25 protein-coding genes are annotated in these 26093 nt (G+C 67.6%); 18 read left to right on the plus strand and 7 right to left on the minus strand.

Features of this window, described 5'->3' with window-relative positions; translation table 11 throughout:
- The first annotated feature begins 14 nt into the window (after positions 1 to 14).
- From ASD62_RS02685 to ASD62_RS02710, 6 genes are read left to right on the plus strand one after another with little or no spacing between them, the layout of a single operon-like run.
- Entirely contained in the window at positions 15 to 1493 is a 1479-nt protein-coding gene (locus tag ASD62_RS02685) for a sugar ABC transporter ATP-binding protein (RefSeq protein WP_056914647.1), read from the plus strand.
- 3 nt (positions 1494 to 1496) lie between these two features.
- Positions 1497 to 2477: an ABC transporter permease gene (locus ASD62_RS02690; RefSeq protein ID WP_056914648.1), complete on the plus strand. Its 981-nt coding sequence runs from the start codon at positions 1497 to 1499 to the stop codon at positions 2475 to 2477.
- A gap of 5 nt (positions 2478 to 2482) precedes the next feature.
- On the plus strand, positions 2483 to 3577 hold the full coding sequence (locus tag ASD62_RS02695; RefSeq protein WP_200956841.1) for a Gfo/Idh/MocA family protein: 1095 nt from the start codon (positions 2483 to 2485) through the stop codon (positions 3575 to 3577).
- The gene (locus ASD62_RS02700) at positions 3574 to 4494 is read left to right on the plus strand and encodes a sugar phosphate isomerase/epimerase (protein WP_056917114.1); all 921 of its coding nucleotides are present in this window, start codon (positions 3574 to 3576) and stop codon (positions 4492 to 4494) included. Before ASD62_RS02695 ends, ASD62_RS02700 begins: the two co-directional genes overlap by 4 nt.
- Positions 4495 to 4520: 26 nt before the next feature.
- Positions 4521 to 5150: a gluconate 2-dehydrogenase subunit 3 family protein gene (locus ASD62_RS02705; protein ID WP_056914650.1), complete on the plus strand. Its 630-nt coding sequence runs from the start codon at positions 4521 to 4523 to the stop codon at positions 5148 to 5150.
- Positions 5147 to 6784, plus strand: coding sequence for a GMC family oxidoreductase (locus ASD62_RS02710; protein ID WP_056914651.1), 1638 nt, complete (start codon positions 5147 to 5149; stop codon positions 6782 to 6784). Before ASD62_RS02705 ends, ASD62_RS02710 begins: the two co-directional genes overlap by 4 nt.
- Before the next feature lie 389 nt (positions 6785 to 7173).
- Here ASD62_RS02710 and ASD62_RS02715 read toward each other — a convergent pair whose 3' ends face one another.
- Both ASD62_RS02715 and ASD62_RS02720 read right to left on the minus strand, forming a co-directional pair.
- Entirely contained in the window at positions 7174 to 8268 is a 1095-nt protein-coding gene (locus tag ASD62_RS02715) for a hypothetical protein (RefSeq protein WP_056914652.1), read from the minus strand.
- Positions 8269 to 8308: 40 nt separating this feature from the next.
- Positions 8309 to 9286: an alpha/beta hydrolase gene (locus ASD62_RS02720; RefSeq protein WP_200956842.1), complete on the minus strand. Its 978-nt coding sequence runs from the start codon at positions 9284 to 9286 to the stop codon at positions 8309 to 8311.
- 226 nt (positions 9287 to 9512) lie between these two features.
- Here ASD62_RS02720 and ASD62_RS02725 point away from each other — a divergent pair, with 226 nt between their 5' ends.
- The 9 genes from ASD62_RS02725 (at position 9513) to ASD62_RS02765 (ending at position 21179) form a co-directional block, all read left to right on the plus strand.
- Complete coding sequence (locus ASD62_RS02725; protein WP_056914653.1) at positions 9513 to 10688, plus strand: serine hydrolase; 1176 nt, start codon at positions 9513 to 9515, stop codon at positions 10686 to 10688.
- Positions 10689 to 11680: 992 nt separating this feature from the next.
- Complete coding sequence (locus tag ASD62_RS02730) at positions 11681 to 12847, plus strand: MFS transporter (RefSeq protein ID WP_235529169.1); 1167 nt, start codon at positions 11681 to 11683, stop codon at positions 12845 to 12847.
- 35 nt (positions 12848 to 12882) lie between these two features.
- Positions 12883 to 16599, plus strand: coding sequence for a nitrate reductase subunit alpha (locus ASD62_RS02735; RefSeq protein WP_056914655.1), 3717 nt, complete (start codon positions 12883 to 12885; stop codon positions 16597 to 16599).
- Entirely contained in the window at positions 16599 to 18248 is a 1650-nt protein-coding gene (gene narH, locus ASD62_RS02740; RefSeq protein ID WP_056914656.1) for a nitrate reductase subunit beta, read from the plus strand. Before ASD62_RS02735 ends, narH begins: the two co-directional genes overlap by 1 nt.
- Entirely contained in the window at positions 18245 to 18955 is a 711-nt protein-coding gene (gene narJ, locus ASD62_RS02745; protein WP_056914657.1) for a nitrate reductase molybdenum cofactor assembly chaperone, read from the plus strand. Before narH ends, narJ begins: the two co-directional genes overlap by 4 nt.
- Positions 18952 to 19680 carry a respiratory nitrate reductase subunit gamma gene (gene narI / locus ASD62_RS02750; RefSeq protein WP_056914658.1) on the plus strand — a complete coding sequence of 243 codons (729 nt, stop codon included), beginning with the start codon at positions 18952 to 18954 and terminating at the stop codon, positions 19678 to 19680. The genes narJ and narI overlap by 4 nt, the downstream gene beginning before the upstream one ends.
- Positions 19681 to 19736: 56 nt before the next feature.
- A complete protein-coding gene (locus tag ASD62_RS02755; protein WP_056914659.1) occupies positions 19737 to 20069 on the plus strand; it encodes a cupin domain-containing protein in 333 nt (110 codons plus the stop codon).
- 56 nt (positions 20070 to 20125) lie between these two features.
- Positions 20126 to 20596 carry a hemerythrin domain-containing protein gene (locus ASD62_RS02760; RefSeq protein ID WP_056914660.1) on the plus strand — a complete coding sequence of 157 codons (471 nt, stop codon included), beginning with the start codon at positions 20126 to 20128 and terminating at the stop codon, positions 20594 to 20596.
- A 145-nt stretch (positions 20597 to 20741) separates the two neighbouring features.
- On the plus strand, positions 20742 to 21179 hold the full coding sequence (locus ASD62_RS02765) for an HNH endonuclease (RefSeq protein ID WP_235529171.1): 438 nt from the start codon (positions 20742 to 20744) through the stop codon (positions 21177 to 21179).
- 16 nt (positions 21180 to 21195) lie between these two features.
- On the opposite strand, the gene ASD62_RS20885 is transcribed toward ASD62_RS02765, so the two are convergent.
- From ASD62_RS20885 to ASD62_RS02785, 5 genes are all read right to left on the minus strand, one after another.
- A complete protein-coding gene (locus tag ASD62_RS20885; protein ID WP_255353297.1) occupies positions 21196 to 21450 on the minus strand; it encodes a dienelactone hydrolase family protein in 255 nt (84 codons plus the stop codon).
- The gene (locus tag ASD62_RS02770; RefSeq protein WP_255353298.1) at positions 21411 to 21824 is read right to left on the minus strand and encodes a dienelactone hydrolase family protein; all 414 of its coding nucleotides are present in this window, start codon (positions 21822 to 21824) and stop codon (positions 21411 to 21413) included. Before ASD62_RS02770 ends, ASD62_RS20885 begins: the two co-directional genes overlap by 40 nt.
- Positions 21825 to 22176: 352 nt before the next feature.
- Positions 22177 to 22719, minus strand: a complete 543-nt coding sequence (gene folE / locus ASD62_RS02775) for a GTP cyclohydrolase I FolE (protein ID WP_056917116.1) — start codon at positions 22717 to 22719, stop codon at positions 22177 to 22179.
- A gap of 122 nt (positions 22720 to 22841) precedes the next feature.
- Positions 22842 to 23807, minus strand: a complete 966-nt coding sequence (locus ASD62_RS02780) for a patatin-like phospholipase family protein (protein ID WP_082580534.1) — start codon at positions 23805 to 23807, stop codon at positions 22842 to 22844.
- A 3-nt stretch (positions 23808 to 23810) separates the two neighbouring features.
- Positions 23811 to 24260, minus strand: a complete 450-nt coding sequence (locus tag ASD62_RS02785; RefSeq protein ID WP_056914663.1) for a hypothetical protein — start codon at positions 24258 to 24260, stop codon at positions 23811 to 23813.
- Positions 24261 to 24426: 166 nt separating this feature from the next.
- On the opposite strand from ASD62_RS02785, the gene ASD62_RS19575 reads away from it, so the two are divergent.
- From ASD62_RS19575 to ASD62_RS02795, 3 genes are read left to right on the plus strand one after another with little or no spacing between them, the layout of a single operon-like run.
- Positions 24427 to 24666, plus strand: coding sequence for a hypothetical protein (locus ASD62_RS19575; protein ID WP_082553141.1), 240 nt, complete (start codon positions 24427 to 24429; stop codon positions 24664 to 24666).
- Complete coding sequence (locus ASD62_RS02790) at positions 24660 to 25409, plus strand: RNA polymerase sigma factor (RefSeq protein ID WP_235529173.1); 750 nt, start codon at positions 24660 to 24662, stop codon at positions 25407 to 25409. The genes ASD62_RS19575 and ASD62_RS02790 overlap by 7 nt, the downstream gene beginning before the upstream one ends.
- Before the next feature lie 56 nt (positions 25410 to 25465).
- Complete coding sequence (locus ASD62_RS02795) at positions 25466 to 25714, plus strand: hypothetical protein (RefSeq protein ID WP_200947779.1); 249 nt, start codon at positions 25466 to 25468, stop codon at positions 25712 to 25714.
- Positions 25715 to 26093 lie beyond the last annotated feature (379 nt).

Genomic DNA, 26093 nt, shown 5'->3' on the forward strand with positions numbered 1-26093 from the left:
CCACCGCGGTCGAGATGCACGGCATACACAAGGCCTTCGACGGCGTCGTCGTGCTGAAGGACGTCGACTTCGACGTCCGCCGAGGCGAGGTTCACGCTCTTGCCGGGGGCAACGGCGCTGGCAAGTCGACACTGATGAAGATCCTCCAGGGGGTCTACCGGGCCGATGCGGGCAGCATCCGCGTCAACGGCGCTCCCGTCGACATCACCTCCATCCAGAGTGCGCGGGCCGCGGGCATCGGCATGGTGTTCCAGGAGTTCAGTCTGGTGCCCAGCCTCACGGTGGCCCAGAACATCTATCTCGCAGACGAGCCGTCCGGAAGGTTCGGCCTGATCGACGACCGGGCCGCCGTCTCGCAGGCCCGGGAGGTCTTCGCCGACATGGAGGTCTCGGTCAACCCGAAGGCCTCGGTCGCCAGCCTCGGGACCGCCTACTGGCAGCTGACCGAGATCGCGAAAGCGCTGGCACAGGATGCCCAGGTCCTGATCATGGACGAACCCACCGCCAGCCTGGCGAAGCATGAGACCGAGGCGCTGTTCGACCTCATCGGTCGGATCAAGGCCAGGGGCATCTCGATCATCTACATCTCCCACCGGATGGACGAGATCTACCGCATCGCCGACCGCATCACTATCCTGCGCGACGGGCAGCGGCTCCTGACCGAGCCCCTGGCTGACGTGACGCCCGAGCAGATCGTCGAGGGAATCGTCGGCAAGAAGATCGAGGGGCAGCTGAGCTATCGCGAGCGCGAGGGCCTGGACCAGCGCGAGGCGCTGCTCGAGGTCGTCGGACTGACCAGCGGTCCGTTGGTGCGTGACGTCTCCTTCACCGTCCACGCCGGCGAGATCCTCGGGCTGGCAGGCCTCATGGGCAGCGGACGCACCGAGCTCGCCCGGACCCTCTTCGGGATCGACAAGGCCACGAGCGGGACCATCCGGCTGCGTGGCAAGGAGGTCACGATCAGCGACCCACGCGACGCCATCGGCCACGGGCTGGCGCTCGTCCCGGAGGACCGTCGCGAGCAGGGACTGGTCCTGGACCACTCCGTGCGCGAGAACCTCCTGCTCCCCCTGCTGCGCAAGCTCAGGAAGGGTCCGCTGCTCGATGGGAAAGCAGGAAAGGCATTGTCCTCCAGCCTGATCCAACGATTCGCCATCAAGGCGGCCAACCCCGGTCGGCCCATCCGCCTCTTGTCGGGAGGCAACCAGCAGAAGGTCGTCATCGCCAAGTGGCTGGGCACCGAACCCGACGTCCTCATCCTCGATGAGCCCACCGCAGGGGTGGACATCGGGACCAAGTCGGAGATCCTCGACATGGTCCGCGCCCTGGCCGATGCAGGCAAGGCCGTCATCGTCATCTCCTCGGAGTATCCCGAGCTCCTTGCGGTCAGTGACCGCATCCTCATCCTGCGTGACGGCTCCGTGACCCGCGACCTGCGGCGCAGCGAGATCGCTGACGAGGAATCCCTCCAACTCGCCGTTCAAGGAGTCTGAGCCATGAGCACCATCACATCCACCGAGGAGACCTCGTCCGGGGCCTCCTTCCAGAGCCGCCTGTCCACGATCGACTGGCGGCGGTACGTCATCTACATCGGCTTCGTCGTGGTCTTCGCGTTCTTCGCCGTGCTGCTGCGGGACGAGGGCTTCCTGTCCCAGAACAACCTGCTCAACATCTTCCGCCAGACCGCGACCATCACCGTCATCGCCGTCGGGATGACCTACGTCATCGCCTGCGCCGAGATCGACCTGTCCGTCGGATCCGTGGCCGGGCTGTCGAGCGTCGTGACGGCCATGGCCCTGTCCAGCTGGGGTCTGGTCCCCGGGGTCCTCGCCGGACTCGCGGTGGGCCTTGCGGTCGGTGCCGTGAACGGCGCCTTGGTCAGCCTGCTGGGCATCCCGTCCTTCCTCGTCACCCTGGGCATGCTCGGGATCGCTGCGGGGGTGGCGCAATGGATCACCGGCTCGGCGCCGCAGCCCATCCTGAGCGACACCTTCAACCTCATCTTCGGCGGCGGGAACTTCGGCCCGGTCCCCGGCCTGCTCGCGTGGAGTGCCATCTTCGTGACGATCGGCGCCATCGTCCTGGCCAAGACACGCTTCGGCCGCCAGGTGCTCGCCACTGGCGGCAACCGCACCGCGGCCCAGTTCACCGGCGTCAACACCCGGCGGATCAAGTTCCAGGTGCTGCTGCTCTCCGCGACGGTGGCCAGCGTCGCAGGCATGCTCTACGCCGGGCGGCTTCAGTCCGGTCGGTTCCAGTGGGGTGCTGGCGACGAGCTGTCCGCGATCGCGGCAGTGATCCTGGGTGGTACCAGCCTGTTCGGCGGAGCCGGCTCTGTGGTCGGGACGCTGTTCGGAGCGCTGCTCATCGGCCTCATCAACAACGGGCTGATCCTGGCCGGGCTGGACAGCAGCCAGCAGCAGGTCGTCCGCGGCGTGATCATCATCCTGGCCGTCGCCCTCGCCCGGAAGAAGTGACCGACGTGCCCACCCTGAGAGCGGGGATCATCGGCGGCGGCTTCATCGGTGGTGTCCACGCCTACGCCGTGCGAGCCAGCGGGGGTGTCGTGATGCAGGTCGCGGACCACTCCCCCGAGGCCGCCGCACTCGCCGCCACCAGGCTCGGAGCCCGTTCGAGCGCAGAGTCCGCCGAGGCACTCATCGCGTCGGACGACATCGACGTCGTGCACATCTGCACCCCGAACGACACCCACTTCGACCTGGCGCTCGCCGCGATGAAGGCGGGCAAGGCGGTCATCTGCGAGAAGCCGCTGGCCACCTCCTCCGAGGACGCAGCGCTACTGGCAGAGACGGCGCGATCCACGGGCGCGGTGACGGCGGTGCCGTTCATCTACCGCTTCTACCCGTCCGTCCTCGAAGCAAGGCACCGCATCTCGAGCGGCCAGGCCGGGGCCCTGTGGATGCTGCACGGCTCCTACCTCCAGGACTGGCTCTCCAGCTCGCAGGAGACGAACTGGCGCGTGGACCCGGCCAAGGGCGGAGGGTCCCGAGCTTTCGGGGACATCGGCGTCCACTGGTGCGACGTCATGGAGTTCACCACCGGGCACCGCATCACGCGCCTCGTGTCCCGCCTGTCCCAGGCTCACCCGAGCCGGAAGGGTGACGAGTCCGACTCGGTGGTCAGCACCGAGGACGGGGCTGTCATCCTGTTCGAGACCGACCGCGGTGCCACTGGGTCGCTGGTGGCCAGCCAGGTGTCCCTCGGTCGCAAGAACAAGCTCTGGTTCTCCTTAGACGGCACCGACGCGGCATACGTCTTCGACCAGGAGCTTCCCGACTCGCTGTGGATCGGCGGACGTTCCTCCAGCCAGGTCATCCCCCGGGGACCGGACACGTTCAGCGCCGGTGGCGGCGCCGACTACTCACGCCTGCCAGCCGGGCACCCGCACGGCTACCAGGACAGCTTCACCGCGTTCATGACAGATGCCTATGCCGCGGTGTCCGGTCCGCGCCCCGAGGGGCTGCCCAGCTTCAGCGACGGCCACCGGGCCGCCGTCATCACCGAGGCCGTCCTGGCCTCGGCCATGAAGGACTCATGGGTGGAGGTGCCCTCATGAAGCTCGGATTCCTGACTGCCTGCCTGCCGGACCGGTCGCTCGACGACATCGTCCGATGGGCGTCGGAGCACGACTTCGAGGCACTGGAGGTGGCCGCGTGGCCGGCGCTCGGCGATCGTCCGTTCACGGCCAGCCACATCACGGCCGAGTCGTTCACGGACGGTGACGCCGAGAGAACGCGCTCGCTGTTCGAGGAGCACCGGATCACGCTGTCCTCGTTGGCCTTCTACGACAACAACCTCCACCCCGACCCCCGGGAGCGGCAGGCCGTCAACGACCACGTGATCGCGTGCATCGACGCTGCTGCCATGCTCGGCGTTCCCACCGTCGGTACGTTCATCGGCCGCCACCCCGGCCAGACCGTCGCAGAGAACCTCCGTGAGGCCGAGCGGATCTTCCCGCGGCTCGTGGACCACGCGGGCCAGAAGGGCGTGAAGCTCGTCATCGAGAACTGCGTCATGGAGGGCTGGCACCCCGACGGCTACCCCGGCAACCTCGCGTACTCGCCCGAGCTGTGGGAGTGGATGTTCGGGCTGGGCCTGTACCTGAACTACGACCCGTCCCACCTCCTCTGGATGGGCATCGACCCCGTGGAGGCCCTGCGCCCCTACGTGGACCGGGTCGCGCACGCTCAGGCCAAGGACATCGAGCTCTTCCCTCACAAGCGGAACCGGTTCGGCTGGCCCGGCATCGCCGACAAGAGCGCCGACCCGTGGAACGTCGGCTGGTGGCGCTACCGAGTTCCCGGCCGCGGCCAGGTCGACTGGAACCGCATCGTCGACACGCTCTACGAGGGCGGGTTCGACGGCGTCTTGTCCGTGGAGCACGAAGACCCCGTATGGGGCGGCAGCGAGGGCCGCATCGAGACCGGGCTCCTCGTCGCCCACCGGACCCTGCGACCACTCATCATCGCCTGATCCCGACGACTGGAACGGAGGCCCCCATGGCCGACACCTTCCTCGACGCCCACCAGCGCGAGACCCTTGAGGCGGCAATGGCCCGCATCATCCCCACCGACGACACACCGGGCGCGCGTGAGGCCGGCACCATCGACTTCCTCGACCGCTACCTGTCAGGCATCGGCTACATCTACGCACTGCCTGACGGCAGCGGCTTCGAGACGCTCACCGGCCTGCAGGCGCAGGCCTGGCAACAGCGGGTCGACCACGCGCGTGCGGTGTACGTCGCGGGAGTCGCCGAGCTCGACAGGCGTGCCGAGCTCGCCCACGCACGCGCCTTCGCAGAGCTCGGTGAGACCGAGCAGGACGACGTCCTGCACGGTCTGGAGCGGGGTTCGACGGCAGCCACCATCAACTACGGCGGCCCCGACGAGCCGGCGCTGCAGCAGACCAGTGCCGAGTCCGACCTCGACTTCTTCGGACTGCTCGTGGCCCACACCCGCCAGGGCTTCCTCTCCGATCCGATCTATGGCGGTAACCGGGGCCAGGTGGGCTGGCAGACCATCGGCTTCCCCGGTCCGAAGGACCTCGCGGAGGTGCACAGCGGCCGCTACACCACCCGCCAGTACTTCTCGGACAACCCCACCCACCGCAGCCTGGAGGACCACTCATGACCACCCCCGCGACCAGGCCCGAGAAGGTCGACGCCGTGATCATCGGAGCCGGCGCCTCCGGAGCAGCGGCGGCCAAGGTGCTGACCGAGGGCGGCATGCGCGTGGTCGCCCTGGAGAAGGGACCGTGGCGCACTAAGGAGTCGTTCGGCGGGGACGAGCTGGCCAACGTCAACCGCTACAACCTGTGGCCCGACCCGCTGCTGAACCCTCGCACTTCACGGCGTGACACTGACAGCGACGCCGAGGTCGACCTCTTCTGCCCCGTCCCGCAGATGGTCGGCGGCGGCACGGTCCACTGGCAGGGGTGGCTCCCCCGGTTCACCGAGAACGACTTCCGCCTGCGCAGCATCGCCGGCGAGCTCGCCGGCACCACGCTCGCCGACTGGCCGATCACGTACGCTGAGCTCGAGCCGTACTACGACAAGGTGGAGTGGGCCTTCGGCGTCTCGGGACAGGCCGGTGCGAACTCGTTCGAGTCCTTCCGTTCGCGCGGCTACCCCTGCCCGCCGATGCCACAGTCCCGCTATGCCGAGAAGTTCCACTTCGGCTGCGAAGAGCTGGGGTGGAACTCGTTCCCCACTCCGCAGGCAGCACTGTCGCAGCCGTTCAACGGACGGCCCGCCACGGTCATCAGCGCCTTCGCGCAGCAGCACGGTGATCCCAGTGGCACCCGGTCCAGCGCCCTGAACGTCTTCATCCCTGACGCCGTCGCCACGGGTCGGTACGACCTCCGGGCGGACTGCTACGTCCGCGAGCTCACCGTGGATTCTCAGGGACGCATCAAGAGCGCCGTCTACGAGGACTCCGAAGGTCGTCTGGTCGAACAGGAGGCGGATGTCTTCGTCCTCGCCTGTGGCGCCGTGGAGACTGCCCGTCTGATGCTGCTGTCGTCGTCCGCACGATTTCCCAACGGCCTCGCGAATGGCAGCGACCTCGTGGGCCGCAACGTGACCTTCCACGAGTACAGCGCGTCGGTGGGCACCTTCGAGGACCCGATCAACGCCTGGGCCGGTGGCGGCTACGTCAGTGCGAGCAGCTTCCAGTTCTACGAGCACGACGAGTCGAGGGGTTTCGTCAGCGGAGGGCACATCGCCGCCGCAGGCGTCGGCATCCCCCTCCCCATCAACTGGGGACTGCCGGGTCGACCCACTTGGGGCGCTGAGGCCAAGCAGAACGACCGAGACCACTTCAGCCACAGCATGGCGGTGGCCATGGTCCTCCACGACATGCCGCAGCACGACAACCGGGTCGACCTCGACCCCGAGGTCAAGGACGCCTGGGGTCTACCGGTCGCCCGCATCACCCTCCAGACGCACCAGAACGACATCGACCAGGGCAGGTTCCTCGTCGACCGGTGCGGGGAGATCCTCGACGCTGCAGGAGCGAAGCAGGTCGACCGGGTCTACGCCGAGCAGGTGACCGGCAACTGTTCGCACCAACACGGCACCGCTCGGATGGGCGATGACCCTGCGCTTTCCGTCCTGGACCGCAACTGCCGCGCCCACGAGATCGACAACCTGTTCGTCGTCGACGGCTCGCCGTTCCCCACAGCCACGGGGGCGAACCCGACACTCACCATCATGGCCAACGCCTGGCGCGTCTCCGACCACATCTTGTCGAAGCGAGCGAGCTAGTCAAGGACGCGAGGTCTTCAGAGAAGAGATCAGTCCAACCTCAGGGCAGACAACGAAACAGCCCCTGACCCGCGTTTTCGGAGGTCAGGGGCTGTGTCGTATGGGTGGGCGATACTGGGTTGAACCAGTGACCTCTTCCGTGTCAACGACTTTCACACCGTCCTTAGCCGTCCGCCGGCATCCGTCTGAGCACAAACCACTCCCCCGCAGTCCCCAGACGTCCGTCCAAATCCGCACCGGTTGTCACTCACTTAGTCACTCACCTCGCAGGTCGGCGCAGAGTTTGGCTCCCGCTCCCGCTCCCGCTCCCGTCCGGCCGAGAGGTTTGTCGGGGCAAACACCTCGCCTCACGTGCCATCTCGGTTCCCGCCGTGATGACCTCCTGGGCTCTAGGCCAGCGAGGCTGAACCCGACGAGACCGCAGGCGCTGGGAGGTCGAGCACGCGAGAGTGACACAGCCTCCAGAACAGGTAGGCCATACCCAGGCGGGACTTGCCGAAGCCCTCGAACGGGTCGTAGCCCAACGTCTTGATGATGGTGTCCACACGCGATTGCATGGTGCTGTGGTGGACACCGGCAGCACGCGCAGCCTGACGCACCGACTGCGACCGGACGACCGCGTCGATGGTCGCACGGCCCCAAGGGTGGTCGGCGAGCTCCGCCAGACCCTCGGCGTCGGAGTGGGGTGCGTCCTCCGGCAGCTGGGCCAAGAGCTCGATGAGGCTGCCGTAGTCGTCGGCGTGCACCACGCCGACGGCCGGAGGTTCGCAGAGCCTCAAGGAGACCAGCGCGGTCCGGAAGGAGTGGTGCAGCTCGGTGATCACGGCGGCCGTGCCGACCCCGACCGGGCTCGCCACCACCGTCGTAGCGTGCTCAGGGACGATCAGGACGTGTATTGGCCCGTGCACTGTGGGCACGACGTCCTCAGGACCGCTGGGATGCTCACGCCACACCGCGAAGAGCGGGGCCGCAAGAACGCGGTACCGCCGACCTGACGTGAGACCGAGGGCACCGGCGGCGGTCGTTCGCTGTTCGAGGGGCACGGCGGAGTCGACGAGCAGACCGAGATCGCGACGATTGTCGGCTCCCGTGCGGCCTCGGCCGTGCCTGATGCGTACCGCAAGGGCGAGCCGCTCGAGGATGATCGCGTCGTTGGGCAGTCCAGGGCCGGCCCGCTCCAACCAGACGGTGAGGCCATCCGCGGAGGCGGTCGGCCAAGGGTTGTCCGACGTGCCCGCGTCGGTCGGTGCCGCCGAGGGGTGACTCGGCACGGGGGCGTTCTGCCCACGCGGGGTGATCCGCTCCGAGCGCGCCGAAGGGTCGTGTCGGAAGCCGGCGGTGCACCCGGCGAGCGACGCCGCAGCCGACAGCAAGGCCCGGGTGTTGACGTTCCCGACCACCAGCTCGTCGAAGCAGGCGATGACCCGCAGACCAAGACTCGCAGTGGGGTCCAGCCGCGCGATACGGCCCAGGAGCTCTTGCATGCCTTGCCCTCTCTCGTGTGGCGTTCAGTTGGGTGCCGCGTCAGTCAGCGAGGATCTTCTCGACCCACGCGTTGCGCGTTCGGATCATGCTCTGCCCCACGGCCGTATGCGGCGCGAAGATGTCGCACGCATGGAAGGCCCCCGACCAGACGTGGAGCTCGGCGTCACCGCCCGCACGCCAGATGCCGTCGGCGTACGCGATCGCCTCATCGCGGAAGATCTCGGCTGCCCCGACGTCGATGAACGCAGGCGGCAACCCCGCCAGGTCAGCGGCCCGTGACGGGGCCGCATACGGCGACACATCAGCAGTGCCCCGGGCCGGACCCAGCAATGCCGCCCACCCGGTCTCGTTGCTGACCCGGTCCCAGACACCGATGCCGTCGAACTGGTGGGTGGAGGGTGAGACGCAACGATCGTCGAGCATCGGGTAGTCGAGCACCTGGCCGCACAGCTCCGGACCGCTGCGGTCGCGCGCCGCCAGAGCCATGCCGGCGGCGAGCCCGCCACCCGCACTCGCGCCTGCCACCATGATCCGGTCGGGGCGGATGCCGTGGTCCTCGGCATGGACGGCCGTCCACTTGAGGGCGGCATACATGTCCTCGCGGCCGTAGGGGTCCGGAAACTCGGGGGCGAGCCGGTAGTCCACCGTGACGAGGACCGCACCGAGCTGGTCCACCCAGTCCAGGACGAGGTCGATGCCACTGAACCGGTCGCCGAACATCAGGCCCCCGGAGTGGGCGTAGACGACAGCGGGCCGGGGACCTGACCTCGACCCATGCCCCGGCGGCGTGAGTACCGACAGCTCGACGGGGTCGCCGCCATGGCCTTCGATGGTGACGTCCGCGCGCCCGATACGGCGCTCACGTAGGAGGTCGTCGATCGGTGGTGACGCGTACGAGACCCGCATGAAGGACACGAGGTCGGGCGTGATCGTGGGTGGGAACATTCCGCCCACCACTGCAAGCCCGCCGCGGAGCTCGGCGTCGAAGTCGGGACGCACCACCCCACTTGCAGGCATCGCCTCTCCTTCACGCGTGGGTCGAATCTCACCGCTGTCGGGCACGCTAGTCCGTCGTGCACGCACTGGCGAGAGTTCGGCGGTAGGGAACTCGACACCCCGCCATTTGGCGGTCAATCCGTATGATTCCGCGTCCGTTCTTCGGTTCCGGGCGAGACGGACCTGCGGGACCGTGCCGTTATGCGGGCCGCAACGGCGCGGCCCCGCCCGTTCAGGAGGTTTCGACGTGAGCAGAACCATCAACGCCGACCGCATCGACTCAGTTCTGCGAGACGCAGTTGACCGCGGCGCAGTCCCGCACGTCGCGGCGATCGCAGCGGATGCCGACGGAGTGTTCTATGAAGGCGGCGCTGGCGTCCGCATAGCTGGCGAGTCCGACGACCAGGTGGGAACGTCGACGCAGTTCCGGATCATGTCGATGACCAAGATGGTGGCAACGACAGCGGCCCTGCAGCAGAAGGAGCGAGGTGAGCTCGACTTCGACGCCCCTGTCGAGGAGTACTGCCCCGAGTTCGCTGACGTGAAGGTTCTCGAAGGGTTCGACGGCGACACACCCATCCTGCGGAACCCTGCCAGCAAAGCGACCGTGCACCAGCTGGTCACCCACACCTCCGGTCTCGCCTACTGGTTCTGGAATGCCGATCTGGTGAAGTACGAGGCAGCGACCGGCATCCCGAACGTCGTCCCCGGCTCCGCAGACGCCTTCAAGGCGCCACTGGTGGCTGACCCGGGCACCCGGTACGTCTACGGCATCAACACCGACTGGCTCGGCAAGGTCGTCGAGTCTGTGGCGGGCACGACACTCGACAACGTCATCCGGGACGGCATCACCGGGCCGCTCGGCATGGATGACACCATGTTCCGGCTCGACGAGGCCAGGACCGCCAACGCAGTCACAGTGCACGTCAAGGGTGACGACGGCGCTTGGACGTCCGCGGGCGAGATCCTCAACCAGGAGCCGGACTGGTGGGCGGGTGGTCACGGCCTCTACTCGACCCCGAAGGACTACATCCGGTTCGAGCGAGCACTGCTGCGCGGTGGCGAGCTCGACGGCACGCGGATCCTCAAGGAGGCGACGGTGGACGCGGCCTTCTCCAACCAGATCGGCGACCTCGACTTCCCTGCGGAGATCCCCACCGCGGACCCTCCGATCACCGACACGATGTATGCCGGACCCGGCAACAAGTGGGGCTACGGCCTCCTGCTCAACATGAGCGACGTCCCGGGGCGGCGTCGTGCCGGCAGCGGCGCGTGGGCCGGCTTGTTCAACACTCACTTCTTCATAGACAGGACGACTGGGATCTGCGCGTCGATCTACACGAACTCGTTGCCGTTCATCACCCGTGACGACGCTTGGAAGCTCTACGGCGACTTCGAGGAAGCGCTCTACGCGTCGTTGTGAACGACCTCGTCAACCCAAACGGCCCCTGATCTCCGTTGCTGGAGCAGGGGCCGTTTCCCGTTGGTCTCGGCGATTGGCCGCTACATGGAGGCAGCCCCCGCCCCGCTGATCGCCTTCAGGCATCGTTGGCCGACTTCCAATATCTCGCGCCGTCCATCGACGACCTGGACCAGGCTCCTACGTTGGTACACGGCCATGAGGGGTTCGGTCTGCGCGCGGTAGACCTGTTGCCGGTGCCTGATGACCTCCTCGGCGTCGTCGGCCCGAATGCGCTCAGCTCACAGAAGAAGTCAGCAGTGAGTGGACCCAAGATCGGCCGATCGGTGCCGGCCGCCACAGCATCCCTACGCACGACAGCAGACCTCCATGGATAGCTGCAAGGAGTGAGCGCGAGGGACTTAGTCACTCATCAGCAGGGAAGAGGTCAGATTTGGCCCCTCGAACCTGGCAACGAAACAGCCCCTGACCCGCGTTTTCGCAGGTCAGGGGCTGTTTCGTATTGGTGGGCGATACTGGGTTTGAACCAGTGACCTCTTCCGTGTCAAGCATTCCCAGACCATCCGCGAACCTGCCTCGACGTCCGTGTGAGTACGAAACCAGTCCCCCGACGTTCGCCTGCGCCCACCCGGACGCGCTCCAGTTGTCAAGCAGTTAGTCAAGCATCCTCGGTCCTTCACTCTGTCGCTCGAGCGGCCTCGCGCACTCGCCATGTCTACCGACCTGCCAGCGCACACCCTCGCCCGTGACATCCCCGAAACAAGGGACCTTTGGCACTAGTCAGGCCAAGAAACTTCCCTATCTTTGGTTCGCGTGGCGCCCGCCGCCGATGGACATCGAGGAGACTGGACATGGCGAGCGAGGCCGTCGCATCTTCCGGTCATGGCGTCGAAGCAGACGAGCCACGGCCGCCGAGTGGAAGCGAGGCGACTTCTCCTCCGGTCGGTGTGCACCCGTCCGGCTTGGGAACCGGGTCGCCGTGGGTGATGCTGGCGATGGCCACTCTGGGTTTCGCCGTGAACTTCTGGGCCTGGGCGCTCATCAGCCCCTTGGGTCCACTCTTCCGCACGACCGGATCACTCGGTGAGCTCAGCGAGTCCGACGTCGCGCTGCTGGTGGCAGTGCCGGTCGTGGTTGGCTCGCTGGGACGCATCGTCGTCGGCGGCTTGACCGACCGGTACGGCGGCCGGGTGATGTTCCCCATCGTCTCGGGCGTGACGATCCTGCCCATCCTGTTCATCGCCTTCTTCGCGCTCGAGTCGTACGCACTGCTCCTCCTCGGCGGCTTCTTCCTCGGGATCGCAGGCACGGCGTTCGCCGTGGGCGTCCCCTTCGTCAACGCTTGGTTCCCACCGGAAAAGCGCGGCCTCGCCATTGGCGTCTTCGGCGCCGGCATGGGCGGAACGGCCATCAGCGCCCTGACCACGGTCAAGCTCACGGCTCACCTCGGTGCGAGGTCTCCCTTCCTCATCACGGCCGCCGTGCTGGCGGTGTATGCCGTCGCCGCCTGGGTGATCCTGCGTGACGCACCCGGCAGGGCCGTGCCCACCACCTCCCTCGCCTCACGGATCTCCGCGAACGCCCGGCTCCCGATCACCTGGCAGGCATGCCTCCTGTATGCGGTCGCATTCGGTGGGTACGTGGCGTTCTCGGTCTACCTCCCCGCCTACCTCAAGACCGCCCACCACCTCACCCCCGACAACGCCGCCAGCCGAATGGCGGGCTTCGTGCTCGTCGCCGTTGTCATGCGCCCGGTCGGGGGTTGGCTCGCAGACAAGGTGGGGGCGATCCCGGTGCTCGCGGCCGGTTTCGGCGTGGTCGTGGTGTGCGCAGGCATCTCGGCGGGGACCCCGCCCCTGCGGGGCATCGGCACCGTCGCCTTCCTCGCCATGGCCGCCGCACTCGGATCCGGCAGCGGGGCCACCTTCGCCCTCATCGCCAAGGTCACCGAACCGTCCCGCGTCGGCGGCGTCACCGGGCTCGTCGGAGCTGCCGGCGGCCTGGGCGGCTTCGTACCGCCCCTGGTCATGGGCTACGTGTACGGTCGCACAGAGTCCTACGCCATCGGCTTGTGGATGCTCTGCGCCACAGCCGCCCTCGCCCTGCTTCTCACCGTCACCGTCGTCCGACGAACAGCCGCCCAAGGACAGGAAGCGCGTTGACCCCTCCGCGGAAGAACTCCACGCCCGACATCGGTATGGACGGCCCCCTGTTGGGGGCCCTCGTCCGCAGCAGGAGGTTCTTCACCCGCGGGACCGTCTCCGCCGACCTGCGGACCATCTCGCAGGTCGGTGGTCGCCAGGCCGACGACTTCTACCGGGACCGGTGGAGCCACGACAAGGTGGTGCGGTCCACCCACGGCGTGAACTGCACGGGCTCCTGCTCGTGGAAGGTGTACGTCAAGGACGGGATCATCACCTGGGAGACCCAGCAGACCGACTACCCCTCCGTCGGTCCGGACTCCCCCGAGTACGAACCGCGCGGCTGCCCTCGAGGGGCGGCGTTCTCCTGGTACACCTACTCACCAACCCGTGTGCGCTACCCCTACGTCCGCGGCGTGCTGCTCCAGATGTTCCGCGAGGCCAAGGCCCAGCACGACGGCGACCCGGTCAAGGCTTGGGAGCACATCGTCGAGAACCCTTTGCGCGCCAAGGCCTACAAGTCCGCCCGCGGCAAGGGCGGACTCGTCCGGGCCACCTGGGACGAAGCGACCGAGATCATCGCCGCCGCGCACGTCCACACGATCAAGAAGTACGGGCCCGACCGCGTCGCCGGGTTCTCCCCCATCCCTGCCATGTCGATGGTCTCCCACGCGTCAGGCGCACGGTTCGTCAACCTCCTCGGCGGCTCGATGCTGAGCTTCTACGACTGGTACGCCGACCTGCCCGTCGCCTCACCCCAGGTCTTCGGGGACCAGACCGACGTCCCCGAGTCCGGTGACTGGTGGAACGCCGGCTACCTCATCATGTGGGGTTCCAACCTCCCAGTGACCCGGACGCCGGACGCGCACTGGATGACCGAGGCCCGCTACCGCGGCCAGAAGGTGATCGCGGTGGCCCCCGACTACGCCGACAACGTGAAGTTCGCCGACGAGTGGCTTGCCGCCAAGCCCGGCACCGACGGTGCCCTGGCGATGGCGATGGGCCACGTCGTCCTCAAGGAGTTCTTCGTCGACCGGCAGACGCCGTACTTCACCCAGTACGTCAAGACCTACACCGACCTGTCCCACCTCGTGCGTCTCGAGGAATCGGCCAACGGGGAGTACACCGCTGGCAAGTTCCTCACGGCAGACGACCTCCCGGCCCACGCCGCGGAGGAGAACGCAGCCTTCAGGACCGTCCTCCTCGACTCGGTCACCGACCAGGCCGTCATACCCAACGGCTCCCTGGGCCACCGCTACGGCGAGAGCGGCATCGGGTCCTGGAACCTCGACCTCGGGGACGTCGACCCCCATCTGTCGCTCCTCGACTCCGCCACCGAGTCGGTCGTGGTCCGTATGCCGCGGTTCGACACCGCCGACGGCGCTGCCGCCGACCTCCCGCGCGGCGTCCCCGTGCGTCGTGTGGACGGCCACCTGGTCACCACCGTCTTCGACCTGCTCCTCGCCCAGTACGGGGTGGGCCGCACCTTCCAGGGCCAGCCGCTGCCCGGAGCGTGGCCGACCGGGGACGACAGGGGGTATGGCGACGCGTCCGCGCCATACACCCCTGCGTGGCAGGAGAAGATCACCGGCGTTCCGGCAGCCACGGCCGCACGGATCGGGCGCGAGTTCGCCCAGAACGCCGAGGAGTCCAAGGGCCGCTCGATGATCGTCATGGGTGCGGGCACCAACCACTGGTTCCACTCCGACACGATCTACCGCGCCTTCCTCACCCTGACCAACCTCACGGGCTGCCAGGGCGTCAACGGCGGCGGCTGGGCGCACTACGTCGGCCAGGAGAAGGTCCGCCCGATCACCGGATACACCCAGATCGCCAACGCGTTGGACTGGAACCGCCCTCCCCGCAACATGATCCAGACCGCGTACTGGTACCTGCACACCAACCAGTTCCGCTACGACCAGTTCGGCGCCGACACCCTCTCGGCCACCACCGGCAAGGGGCAGCTCGCTGGCAAGTCCACCGCCGACGTCATTGCGCAGAGCGCCCGCATGGGCTGGATGCCCTCCTACCCCACGTTCGACCGCAACCCCCTGGACCTGAGCGACGACGCCGCCGCCGCCGGAAAGCCGGTCGGCGAGTACGTCGTCGACCAGCTCAAGTCCGGCGACCTAGAGTTCGCCGGCGAGGATCCCGACGCACCCGGCAACTACCCCCGCATCCTGTCCATCTGGCGCGCCAACCTGCTGGGCTCCTCTGGCAAGGGAAACGAGTACTTCCTCAAGCACCTGCTGGGCACCGACTCCTCCGTACGCGCCACCGAGACACCCGTGGACCAACGCCCTGTCGACGTGACGTGGCGCGACACGGCACCCGAGGGCAAGCTCGACCTGCTGATGACGATCGACTTCCGCCAGACCAGCACCACGATCTTCTCCGACGTCGTCCTCCCTGCCGCGACCTGGTACGAGAAGCACGACCTCAACACGACCGACATGCATCCCTTCGTGCACTCGTTCAACCCGGCCATCGCACCTCCTTGGCAGACCCGCACCGACTGGGACGCCTGGCAGACGATCGCCGAGAAGTTCAGCGAGCTCGCAGGCACACACCTGGGGGTCCGTAAGGACGTCGTCGCGGTGCCGCTGACGCACGACACCCCGGACGCCATGGCCAACCCGCACGGCGTCGTCCGCGACTGGAAGAAGGGCGACTGCGAACCGATCCCGGGCGTCACGATGCCCAGGCTGGTCGAGGTCGAACGCGACTACGGCGCCGTGTTCGAGAAGATGAATGCCCTCGGTCCCCTGGTGGACACCCTCGGCGCGACCACCAAGGGCGTCACCTTCGAGCTCAGCAAGCAGGTCGACTACCTCCGGGCCAAGAACGGAGCCGTCCGCGGCGGTGTGGCCGACGGCCGGCCCTCCCTGAAGAAGGATGTCAACGTCTGCGAGGCGATCCTCGCCCTGTCCGGGACCACGAACGGACACCTGGCCACCCAGGGTTTCAGGACCCTCGAGAAGCGCACCGGTGTCCAGCTCGCAGACCTCGCTGCCGAGCACGAGGGAAAACAGATCACGTTCGCGGACACGCAAGGGCCACCGGTCCCCGTGATCACGTCTCCCGAGTGGTCCGGCTCCGAGACCGGAGGACGGCGATACTCCCCCTTCACCATCAACGTGGAACGCAAGAAGCCATGGCACACCCTCACGGGACGGATGCACTTCTACCTCGACCACGACTGGATGACCGAACTCGGTGAAGGCCTCCCGGTCTACCGGCCACCCCTGAACATGGCAGCCCTGTTTTCCGAGCCCACGTTGGGGACGGTGTCGGACGGGTCCGACGGCCAGGTCGAGGGGCTGACCCTGCGCTACCTGACACCCCACAACAAGTGGTCGATCCACTCCGAGTACCAGGACAACCTGTTCATGCTCTCGCTGTCACGCGGAGGCCAGAACATCTGGATGAGCGACCGAGACGCGGTCAAGGTCGGCATCAAGGACAACGACTGGATCGAGGCGGTCAACCGCAACGGCGTCGTCGTGGCCAGGGCGATCGTGTCCCACCGCATGCCGGAAGGAACCGTGTACATGTACCACGCCCAGGACCGGCTGATCGACGTGCCGCTGGCAGAGACCTCGGGCAAGCGCGGAGGCATCCACAACTCGCTGACCCGGTTGCTCGTCAAGCCCTCCCACCTGATCGGCGGCTATGCGCAGCTCACCTTCGCGTTCAACTACCTCGGCCCGACCGGCAACCAGCGCGACGAGGTCACCATCATCCGCAAGCGCAGCCAGGACGTGACGTACTGATGAAGGTCATGGCCCAGATGGCGATGGTGATGAACCTCGACAAGTGCATCGGTTGCCACACCTGCTCGGTGACCTGCAAGCAGGCGTGGACCAACCGGTCTGGCACGGAGTACATCTGGTTCAACAACGTCGAGACCCGGCCGGGTCTGGGCTATCCACGCACCTACGAGGACCAGGAGAAGTGGAAGGGCGGCTGGGAGCTCGACAAGCGCGGACGGATGAAGCTCAAGGCGGGCGGGCGCCTGAAGAACCTCATGACGATCTTCTCCAACCCCGTCCTGCCCTCGATCGGTGAGTACTACGAGCCGTGGACCTACGACTACTCGACCCTGACCGACGCCCCGGCGCAGGAGCAGACCCCGGTCGCACGACCCAAGTCCCTCATCAGCGGCAAGAACATGAAGATCGAGTGGTCGGCCAACTGGGACGACGACCTCGGAGGGTCGATGGCCACGGCCCACCGTGACCCGATGCTCAAGAAGATCGCCGACAAGGTGAAGTTCGAGTTCGAGCAGACCTTCATGTTCTACCTGCCCCGGATCTGCGAGCACTGCCTCAACCCGTCGTGTGCCGCGTCCTGCCCCAGCGGCGCGATCTACAAACGCGAGGAGGACGGCATCGTCCTGGTCGACCAGGAGAAGTGTCGTGGATGGCGCAAGTGCGTCTCTGGTTGCCCCTACAAGAAGATCTACTTCAACCACCGCACCGGCAAGGCCGAGAAGTGCACGTTCTGCTTCCCGCGCATCGAGGTCGGGCTGCCGACCGTCTGCGCGGAGACCTGCGTGGGGCGACTGCGATACATCGGGCTGATGCTCTACGACGCGGACAAGGTCCTCGCGGCCGCCTCGACCACCGATGACGAAGGTCTCGTCGAGGCCCAGCGAGACGTGTTCCTGGACCCCTTCGACCCCGAGGTGATGCGCGAGGCAGAGCGGGCGGGCATCGCCCGGGACTGGGTCGACGCCGCCCAGCGCTCCCCCATCTACGCGCTCATCAACACCTTTCGCGTCGCCCTGCCCCTGCACCCGGAGTACCGCACCATGCCGATGGTCTGGTACATCCCGCCGCTGTCCCCGGTGGTGGACGTCGTTGCCGAGACCGGCGAGGACGCCGAGGACACGGGCAACCTCTTCGCTGCCATCGACGCCCTCCGGATCCCGGTCGAGTACCTCGCGGAGCTGTTCACCGCCGGTGACGTCGGGCCCGTCGACGCGGTGCTCAAGAAGCTCGCAGCCATGCGCTGCTACATGCGCGACATCAACATCGGGCGCGACCCGGACGCGTCCATCCCCGCCGCGGTGGAGATGACCGAGGAGCAGATGTACGACATGTACCGACTCCTCGCGATCGCCAAGTACGACGAGCGGTACGTCATCCCACCGGCGCATGCCGAGCTGGCGCACTCCCTGGAGGAGCTGTCGACGGAGTGCTCCGTCTCGGACTACGGCGGCGGGCAGCAGGACGTCTTCGGCGAGGGGTCCGGAACGCCCACTCCGGTGGCGGTCGAGAACTTCCAGATGCTCCAGGCCCGGCAGACCTCCGACTCCCTTGCGGGACCGGTCAACAAGGCGGGACGCGTCAACCTGCTCAACTGGGACGGCAAGGGCTCACCCCCCGGCATGTTCCCGCCGACCGGGTCCGACTCATGAGCGACCGCAGACCTGCTCCCACGCTGCCCCCCGACCAGCTGACCATCGTGTGGCAGTCGGTCTCCCTCCTGCTCGACTACCCCGACGACCGGCTCCCGGACCGGGTCGCGCTCGTCCGATCGGCATCGCGCGACGTGTCCCCGGTCATCCGCGACTCCCTCACGACCTTCCTCGACCACGTCGAGCAGACACCCCTGCCTGAGCTCCAGGCCGACTACGTGGAGACGTTCGACACGCGTCGTCGCTGCAACCTGTTCCTCACGTACTTCGCGCACGGTGACACCCGCAAGCGTGGGATGGCGCTGCTGCGCTTCAAGCAGACCTACCTGCAGGCAGGTTTCGAGCTCGATGACGCGGAGCTGCCTGACCACCTCTGCGTCGTGCTCGAGTTCGCGGCCACGGTCGACCGGGCCCGCGGTCGGGACCTGCTCCTCGACCACCGCGCCGGCCTGGAGCTGTTGCGGCTCTCGTTGCGCGACATGGGTTCTCCGTGGGCCGACCTCATCGACGCGGTCACTACCACCCTGCCCAAGCTGCGTGGCGACGAGCGGGACGCAGTTCGACGGCTGGCCGCAGAGGGCCCACCCGAGGAGGAGGTCGGGCTCGCCCCGTTCGCCAGCCCGCAGTTCAGCCCCGGCGCCTCCAGCGGCGAGGTCGCCGGGTCCATCCAGCTGCCCATGCCCTCGTTCCCCGGAGCCCGGACATGAGCGTGTTCTTCTTCGTCATCTTTCCATACGTCTGCCTGACGACCTTCGTCGTCGGACACCTGTGGCGCTACCGCTACGACAAGTTCGGCTGGACCACCCGGTCGTCCCAGCTCTACGAGAACCGACTGCTGCGGATCGGGAGCCCGCTGTTCCACTTCGGCATGCTCGGGGTCGTCGGTGGCCACATCATCGGTCTCCTCGTGCCGGAGTCCTGGACCGAGGCGGTAGGGATCAGTGAACACGGCTACCACGTGGTGGCCGTGGCGGGAGGCCTCGTCGCCGGGCTGGCGGCCCTGGTGGGCATGGTCATCCTCATCTATCGCCGCCGCACCGTGGGGCCGGTGTTCTCCGCGACCACCGTGATGGACAAGGTGATGTACGCGTTCCTGGCCGTCGTCATCGTCCTGGGCATGTGGAACACCATTGCCGGGTCGATCCTGACCATCGGTGGCGAGTACAACTACCGCGAGGGCGTGTCGGTCTGGTACCGCTCGTTCCTGGCCTTCCAGCCTGACGCGTCCCTGATGGCAAGGGCACCACTGGGCTTCCAGCTGCACGCGCTCGTCGCCTTCGGGCTCTTCGCACTGTGGCCCTTCACCCGGCTCGTGCACGTGTTCAGCGCGCCAGTCGGCTACCTCACCCGGCCCTACATCGTCTACCGCAGCCGCGACGACGACCAGCTCGGCAGCCACCGGGACCGGCGAGGCTGGGATCGCGTCAGCTGATCACCCACGTGCGGGACACGTCGACGTCCCCACCCACCCCTAGCTCAGGAGCAAACGTGCAGAAGCAGTCACTGACGGCACTGGCCCGACACCAGCTGCAGATGGCATCGACCGCCTCCAGCGGTCGCAGCGCCCACACGGTCTACGGGGGCAACGAGCACGTCCTGCGTCAGACCCTCATCGCACTCGCGGCCGGGAGCAGACTGGATGACCACGAAAACCCAGGCGAAGCCACCCTGCAGGTGCTCCAGGGACGGGTCACCCTCATCGCCGGCGACGACAGCTGGAACGGATCGCCGGGCGACCTCCTGTTCATCCCCGACTCCCGACACGCCCTGCACGCAGTCGAGGACTCGGTCATCCTGCTGACCGTGGCCAAGAAGACGTGACATCGGTACCGACTGAAGGCGTCATGATCGCGCGACCGGGGACGAGGCCCTAGACGATGTGCCACTACTGCGGATGCCGCGACATACCGCTGATCCGGGACTACATCGCCGAACACGAACGCGCGACCAACCTGGGAGGCGACGCAGTGCGCGCGCTCGACCGCGGTGAGCTGACCGAAGCCACCGCACTGCTGCGCGCCATGGCCGCCGAGCTGCGTTCCCACTGGCAGGGAGAGGAGAACGGCCTGTTCGCCGTGATGCGTCGTGACGAGCTCTTCGCCGAGCACATCGGGCCACTGGTGAAGGAGCACCGCGAGCTGGAGACACTGCTCGACGCATGTGATCTCACCAAGCCCTCCGATCAGGCACGTGTGCGCACTGCGGTCTTCGAGCTGCACGAACACATCGCCAAGGAGGAGGACGGACTCTTCCCCGCAGCGCTGGTGACCCTCAGTGGCGATGAATGGGACGCCTCCATGCAGGCGTGGCACGAGGCGCACCCCAAGGACCTCATGATCGGCGAGTAGCCTGCCCTTCTCGGCCTGAACGTCCGCTCATGACCCGATCCGTCCGCCAAAGCGATGCCTCGAACTGCAGCGACTTACCGCCCGAATGCCGCGACGGTGCTCAGGTAAACGTGGTGCACGCCGACACGGTCCGTCGGCGCGTCACATGGATCTTTTCAAGAGCTCCGGTGCCTACGCTGTGCCAATGGCGGTCAATCGAAGTCGCAGGGCGAGGATCGCCCGCCGACGCAAACGCCGGATGGACAGCGTCGCCCATGACCTCAGCGATGCCGAATGGGTTGCCCTGCAGGCGGCTTGGGGTGGTGGCTGCGCCTACTGCGGAGCCACCAACAAACCTCTTCAGCGGGACTGCGTTCTGCCCATCTCACGTGGCGGGCGGTACACGCTCGACAACGTCGCTCCGGCCTGTGGTTCCTGCAACTCGAGCAAGTGCAACGACGAGGTCACGGGCTGGCTGCGGCGCAAGCGGCTGGACGAGCGCGCCTTCTTGGTGCGCCACCTGGAGATCAAGCGCGCGCTCGCTATCCAGTTCCACGCCGTGCCCAACGCTGCCACGGAGGCGCAGGAAGCGAAGACCCTCTGAGTTGCCGTGCGCGCGGTCAGGTTGACGAGGGCGCATTCGGGCGGAGGTGCTCCCTGAAGAACGCCGCGATACGCCGACGAGCATCCACAGTGGCCTCCTGGTCGTACCGGGTGCCCGAGCTCCGGGCCAGGAAGCGCAAGAACAGCGTCTGGTCTGCGGTTGCGTGATTGTTCATGAACCCGTGCCGGGCGCGGGGGTAGATCTTCACATCGTGCTGCACGTCGAACTCGGTCAGCAGGTTCTCCAGCCGTTCACCGGCCTTGGCGCCCAACGGGGACCTGTCAGCGCTGCCGAAGCTTCCGACGACCGGGCACGCGCGCGGCAGCCAGCCTGCGGCGTCCGAAGGGCAACCCCGTAGGTCACCGCCGAGGCGTCGAACCCGTGGCCTTCGGACAGTGCGATGGCGTACCCGCCGCCCATGCAGAAGCCGACCACGCCCACGACACCTGTGCAGCCGACCTGGTCACGTAGCCATTGCCGTGCCGCCTCGATGTCGTCGAAGGTGCGCCCACGGCGAGGACCGAGCTCACGCATGATCGTGCGAAGGCAGCGCAGCCGGCTGCCCCAGTAGTACAGGTCAGGTGCGATCGCCAGAAAGCCTTCTCCGGCCAGCCAGTCCGCGTGGTGCCGCAGGTCCTGGCTCATGCCGGTGAAGTCGTGGATGATGACGACGCCTGGCCACGGCGGCGCCGTCGGGGGGATCGCCGCACAGGACGGCATCAGGCCGTGAGGAGTCTCGATCTCGACCAGCGGCTCTGTCTCCCTGGCTCAGTGTCGCGTCCAGGCCGTGCGGCGACCAGAGGGTGACGCAGGGAGCAGGGGATGATGGCGGTGGGCTGCGGCATTCAGCGCTGTGGATGCCGCGGCGCGTGCCAATCTGGCACTCAGGAAGGGGGACGCCTGGTGGCGCCTTCATCGCCTGACCGAGGCAGTCTCCAGACCAGTCTTGTGAGCGCTCGATCTATTCGGCCGCCACCGACGCAGCGCAGCCGGCTCGTCAACGCTCAATCCGGGTGAGTGCCAGGAACTCCGTTCGCGTGCGCGCGTCCTCACGCAGGACGCCGAGCAGGCTCGAGGTGACCGTCGTGGTCCCCGGTGCCTGGACGCCGCGCAGAGTCATGCACAGGTGCTCTGCTTCGATGACCACGCCGACACCGGCGGCCCCCAGCTGGTCGCGCAACCATGTGGAGACCTGGGTGGTCAGGCGTTCCTGCACCTGGGGTCTGCGGGAGAAGTGCTCCATAACGCGGGCCAGCTTGGACAGCCCCAGGATCCGTTCGCCGGGCAGGTAGCCGATGTGCGCGACGCCGATGAACGGCAGCATGTGGTGCTCGCACACGGACCAAACGGCGATGCTGCGGGCCACGATCAGCTCGTCGTACCCGCCGTCGTTGGGGAACGTCGTCAGCTGGAACGGCCGTGGCGTCAAGAGCTCGGCCAGAGCCGACGCCATGCGCGCCGGGGTCTTGGTCATCGATTCGCTGTCCAGGTCCACACCGAGAGCGCGCAGCAGGTCGTGCGCCGCCGAGGTCGCCGCCAGAAGGTCGGGCCGTGGGACGGCTCCTGTACCGCCCCACCGCCCTCGCGGCTGTCGTCGTCCGGAGTGGGCGCCGTTCGCGTGGGGGTTCGGGTCCTCGTCGTTGAGGTCAATGGCTGAGGTGCTCACGCGAGCGTTCCTTTCATGGGTGCTGAGACGGCACGGGTGATGGGTGGGGCTGCGTGGTGGTGCGGGCCGTGGATGGCGAGAACGCTTGCGGCGCCAGCGTTCTGGGTCGCGATCGTCGTCGCGTGGGCGGGCTGGTCCAACCAGTGGCGGGTGCTGGTCAACGCGCGGCGAATGAGCGTGTTCGCGTGGGTGAAGTCGGCCGATGAGGTGGCCAGCGGGCAAAGGGGCGGGGCGATGTGCAGCCGGGCAGGGCCGGCATAGGCGCGCACCTCTTGGACGAGCTGCCGGTGCAGGAGCAGGTTCAGGGCGGTCAGACCCACCCCCAGTGCGGTGGCCGGGGGCGGTGCCGCGCACGGGTAGCCGGCCGGTAGGAGGTAGATGTCAGCAACCCCGTGCGCGTCGGCATACGCCAGCGCACCCGCGTGCCCGATCGCACCGTCGACCAGGGTCCGCCCACCGCGACGCACCGGGGGCAGCATCCCCGGCACGGCCGCGCTGGCAGCGACCGCGTCCACGACGGGGCCGCTGTCCAGCAACAGTGCTGCGCCGGTGACGATGTCGGTGGCCGTCACGGCAAGGCCGAGGCGTGCCCCCTCGAACGCTTCGTAGCCGAGGTGGGTGGTGAGGAGTAGACGCAACGGTCGAGACGAGAACATCGACGGCGCACCGCCCACGGCCGCGCGGACCCAGCGCCGCGGTTCTGCGACGAACACGTCCTGACGGCGCATCCCAGTCCACAAGGCCGCCAATGAGGTCAGCCGCTGCCCGGTGGTGCCAGGCCCGGCCAGGTATGCGGCGTTCACCGCACCGACCGATGTGCCGACCAGCACATCGGGATCGATGCCGTGCTCGTGCAGGGCCGTCATCATCCCGACCTGGACGGCTCCCAGGCTGCCGCCGCCGGTCAGGACGAACGCCGTCCTACCTGCGCCACCACGGACCGCGTTACCAGGGGCGCTCATGTCCTACGCCCTGCGAAGCGGCCAGAAGATGGCTCGAGAGTCGTACCTGGTCGCCAGTCGCTGCAGGGCGACAGCGGCCAGCAGCAGACCGAAGTCCCGAAGGGCGACGTCGTAGTAGCCGGGAATCAACAGCAGGTTGAGGATGATTCCCCCGAGCCAGCCGGCCACGACGATCCCGCCCAGACGTGGGTGGAAGGCGACGAGCAAGCCGGCCAACACTTCAACGACCCCGACGGCATACATGGCCTGATGGGGTGTGACGGGCAGCGGCCGGGCGATGACAGGGGCGAGGTACTTGTCCCAGTGGACGAGCAGGTTCGGGAACTTGTCGAGCCCGAACACGACGGGTGCGACCACGAACGCGGTACGAAGCACCAAGTACGCCTGGTACGAAGCGTCCCTCGGCGCGGGGTGGGGGACGTGGGTCTCGCGTGGGGTGAGAGTGGTGGCCATGGTGGGTCCTCCAAGGACTGGCGGTGTCCTCCCGAGGCTGCGGGTCTGGCTGGCACGAGCGAGCGCGTGGGAGGCTGACACCGTGTTAGTGGTGACCGGTCCTCAAGGTCTTACCCGCCCAGCCGGTTCGGGTAAGAGGTTCGGCGCCGCGGGCAGCAAACACGGTATGACCACCCATCGGACTCGCACCCCCGGGGCGTGCGCATTGCCCGGCCCACCGGTCGACGTCGTCGCCTGGCGGGCATGCCGACTGCGCGAAGCCGGCTTCCCCCTGCCACTGGCCGACGCCCTGGCGGCCCAACATGTCGACCTGCATGCGCTGCTGCAGCTCGTCGATGCGGGTTGTGCCCCCGATCTGGCCGCACGCATCCTGTCCCCGGCCGACGACACGAGAACCTCGTGGTGACCGCCGTCAGGCGTGACGAGCACCGGCCCGACCGCCCGAGTCCTGGCTCCGACAGGATCTCGGCGACGCCGATGACTGAGCGGGGCGAGCCTGCCGACTGGGTGGAGGCGCTCAGCACGCCCGGTCCCGGGCAGGTGCAGGCCTTGCACCTGCTGCACCAGTTGATGGTGCGCGCTGCAGCGCATCAGGTGTGGCGCATGCGGGCCGTCCTGCCCAACTCCTCACCAGGCGCCGTCGAGGTCATCGCCAACCAGGCCGCGGACGAGGCGATGACGGCCTTGTTGGCCAAGGTGCACACGTTCGAGGGCCGCAGCCGGTTCACCACGTGGGCGTACAAGTTCGCCATCCTCCAGGCCGCCACCGACGTACGCCGCGTGCAGTGGCAGCACCGTGAGGTCGAGTTGCACGACCTGGAACTGAGCGACCCGCCCACCGTCGGTCACGACAGTCCGGAACACCAGGCCGAAGCCAGCGACCTGGCACGGGCCGTCGCCCGTGCCATGCGCACCGCTCTCACGCCGCACCAGCGACGCGTCGCGCTCGCCCTGTTGGTCGACGACATCCCTATCGACGTCCTGGCCGACCGGCTCGGAACCAGCCGGGGGGCCCTGTACAAGACGGTCCACGACGTCCGGGTGCGCCTGCGCACCGAGCTCGCCAGCCGCGGCTACCTTCTCGATGCCACGGCAACCGTCGCTCCGAAGGACCAACCGATCCTCAGCAACCCGGCAGGTACGCCATGAACCCAACACCACCCTCCGAATCCGGGAGCCTGACCCCAGCTGCCATCGGAGAGCTGGTGCTGGACACCACCCCGTGGCTGTCCTGCGACGAATGCTTCGAACGCATGGACACCCACGTCGAGGCGCTGCTGCGTGACCCCGGCCATCACGACCTCGCCATGGACAGGCACCTGCAGGGCTGTGCCGCCTGTCAGGAAGAGGTCCAGTCGCTGCGTGCCCTGCTCACCTCCGAGGGCACCGCAAGGCGTGGCGACCATGGCCCGGAAGCCGGGTCAGCCGACCAACCGGGACCCCTGACTCGGTAACTGGGCTTGCGCACACGAGCGGCCGCGAACCGGACGTCCGCCCACCGGTACCTGACCGGTCCTGGAGGTGCCAGTGGCCCGGATCGGATCATCTGCTGTCCCGACGACCCACCGTCCGTGTCGTTGCTGTCACCGTGCGCACAACTCGACACCTCATAGCCACAGTGCCGTGCGGCCACGTGGAGGAGCTCCTCACCGAGGCTGCAATGTGACTCGCCGACCGAGGTGCGCTGCGTGGATCGCGCAGACTGACTGCCTCCCTGCCAGGTCTGCTCGTAGCGCGGGCGACATTCCCACCATGCGCGCCCTCCCTCAACTCACACCGATACAACCGGTGGTCAGCCGCAAAGCGAGCCGCCAGCCGATCTCCTGGACCGGA

Origin of the sequence: Phycicoccus sp. Root563, assembly GCF_001427915.1 — a bacterium.
Classification (GTDB): Bacteria; Actinomycetota; Actinomycetes; order Actinomycetales; family Dermatophilaceae; genus Pedococcus.

Coding starts and splice junctions, on each gene's coding strand:
- ASD62_RS02705 (WP_056914650.1), top strand. CDS start 4,521: ATGGCCGACACCTTCCTCGACGCCCACCAGCGCGAGACCCTTGAGGCG.
- narI (WP_056914658.1), top strand. CDS start 18,952: ATGAGCGTGTTCTTCTTCGTCATCTTTCCATACGTCTGCCTGACGACC.
- narH (WP_056914656.1), top strand. CDS start 16,599: ATGAAGGTCATGGCCCAGATGGCGATGGTGATGAACCTCGACAAGTGC.
- ASD62_RS02785 (WP_056914663.1), bottom strand. CDS start 24,260: ATGGCCACCACTCTCACCCCACGCGAGACCCACGTCCCCCACCCCGCG.
- ASD62_RS02720 (WP_200956842.1), bottom strand. CDS start 9,286: ATGCCTGCAAGTGGGGTGGTGCGTCCCGACTTCGACGCCGAGCTCCGC.
- ASD62_RS02715 (WP_056914652.1), bottom strand. CDS start 8,268: ATGCAAGAGCTCCTGGGCCGTATCGCGCGGCTGGACCCCACTGCGAGT.
- ASD62_RS02685 (WP_056914647.1), top strand. CDS start 15: ATGCACGGCATACACAAGGCCTTCGACGGCGTCGTCGTGCTGAAGGAC.
- ASD62_RS02770 (WP_255353298.1), bottom strand. CDS start 21,824: ATGAGCCAGGACCTGCGGCACCACGCGGACTGGCTGGCCGGAGAAGGC.
- ASD62_RS02765 (WP_235529171.1), top strand. CDS start 20,742: ATGGATCTTTTCAAGAGCTCCGGTGCCTACGCTGTGCCAATGGCGGTC.
- narJ (WP_056914657.1), top strand. CDS start 18,245: ATGAGCGACCGCAGACCTGCTCCCACGCTGCCCCCCGACCAGCTGACC.
- ASD62_RS02780 (WP_082580534.1), bottom strand. CDS start 23,807: ATGAGCGCCCCTGGTAACGCGGTCCGTGGTGGCGCAGGTAGGACGGCG.
- ASD62_RS02700 (WP_056917114.1), top strand. CDS start 3,574: ATGAAGCTCGGATTCCTGACTGCCTGCCTGCCGGACCGGTCGCTCGAC.
- ASD62_RS02730 (WP_235529169.1), top strand. CDS start 11,681: ATGGCCACTCTGGGTTTCGCCGTGAACTTCTGGGCCTGGGCGCTCATC.
- ASD62_RS02690 (WP_056914648.1), top strand. CDS start 1,497: ATGAGCACCATCACATCCACCGAGGAGACCTCGTCCGGGGCCTCCTTC.
- ASD62_RS19575 (WP_082553141.1), top strand. CDS start 24,427: ATGACCACCCATCGGACTCGCACCCCCGGGGCGTGCGCATTGCCCGGC.
- ASD62_RS02760 (WP_056914660.1), top strand. CDS start 20,126: ATGTGCCACTACTGCGGATGCCGCGACATACCGCTGATCCGGGACTAC.
- ASD62_RS02735 (WP_056914655.1), top strand. CDS start 12,883: ATGGACGGCCCCCTGTTGGGGGCCCTCGTCCGCAGCAGGAGGTTCTTC.
- ASD62_RS02710 (WP_056914651.1), top strand. CDS start 5,147: ATGACCACCCCCGCGACCAGGCCCGAGAAGGTCGACGCCGTGATCATC.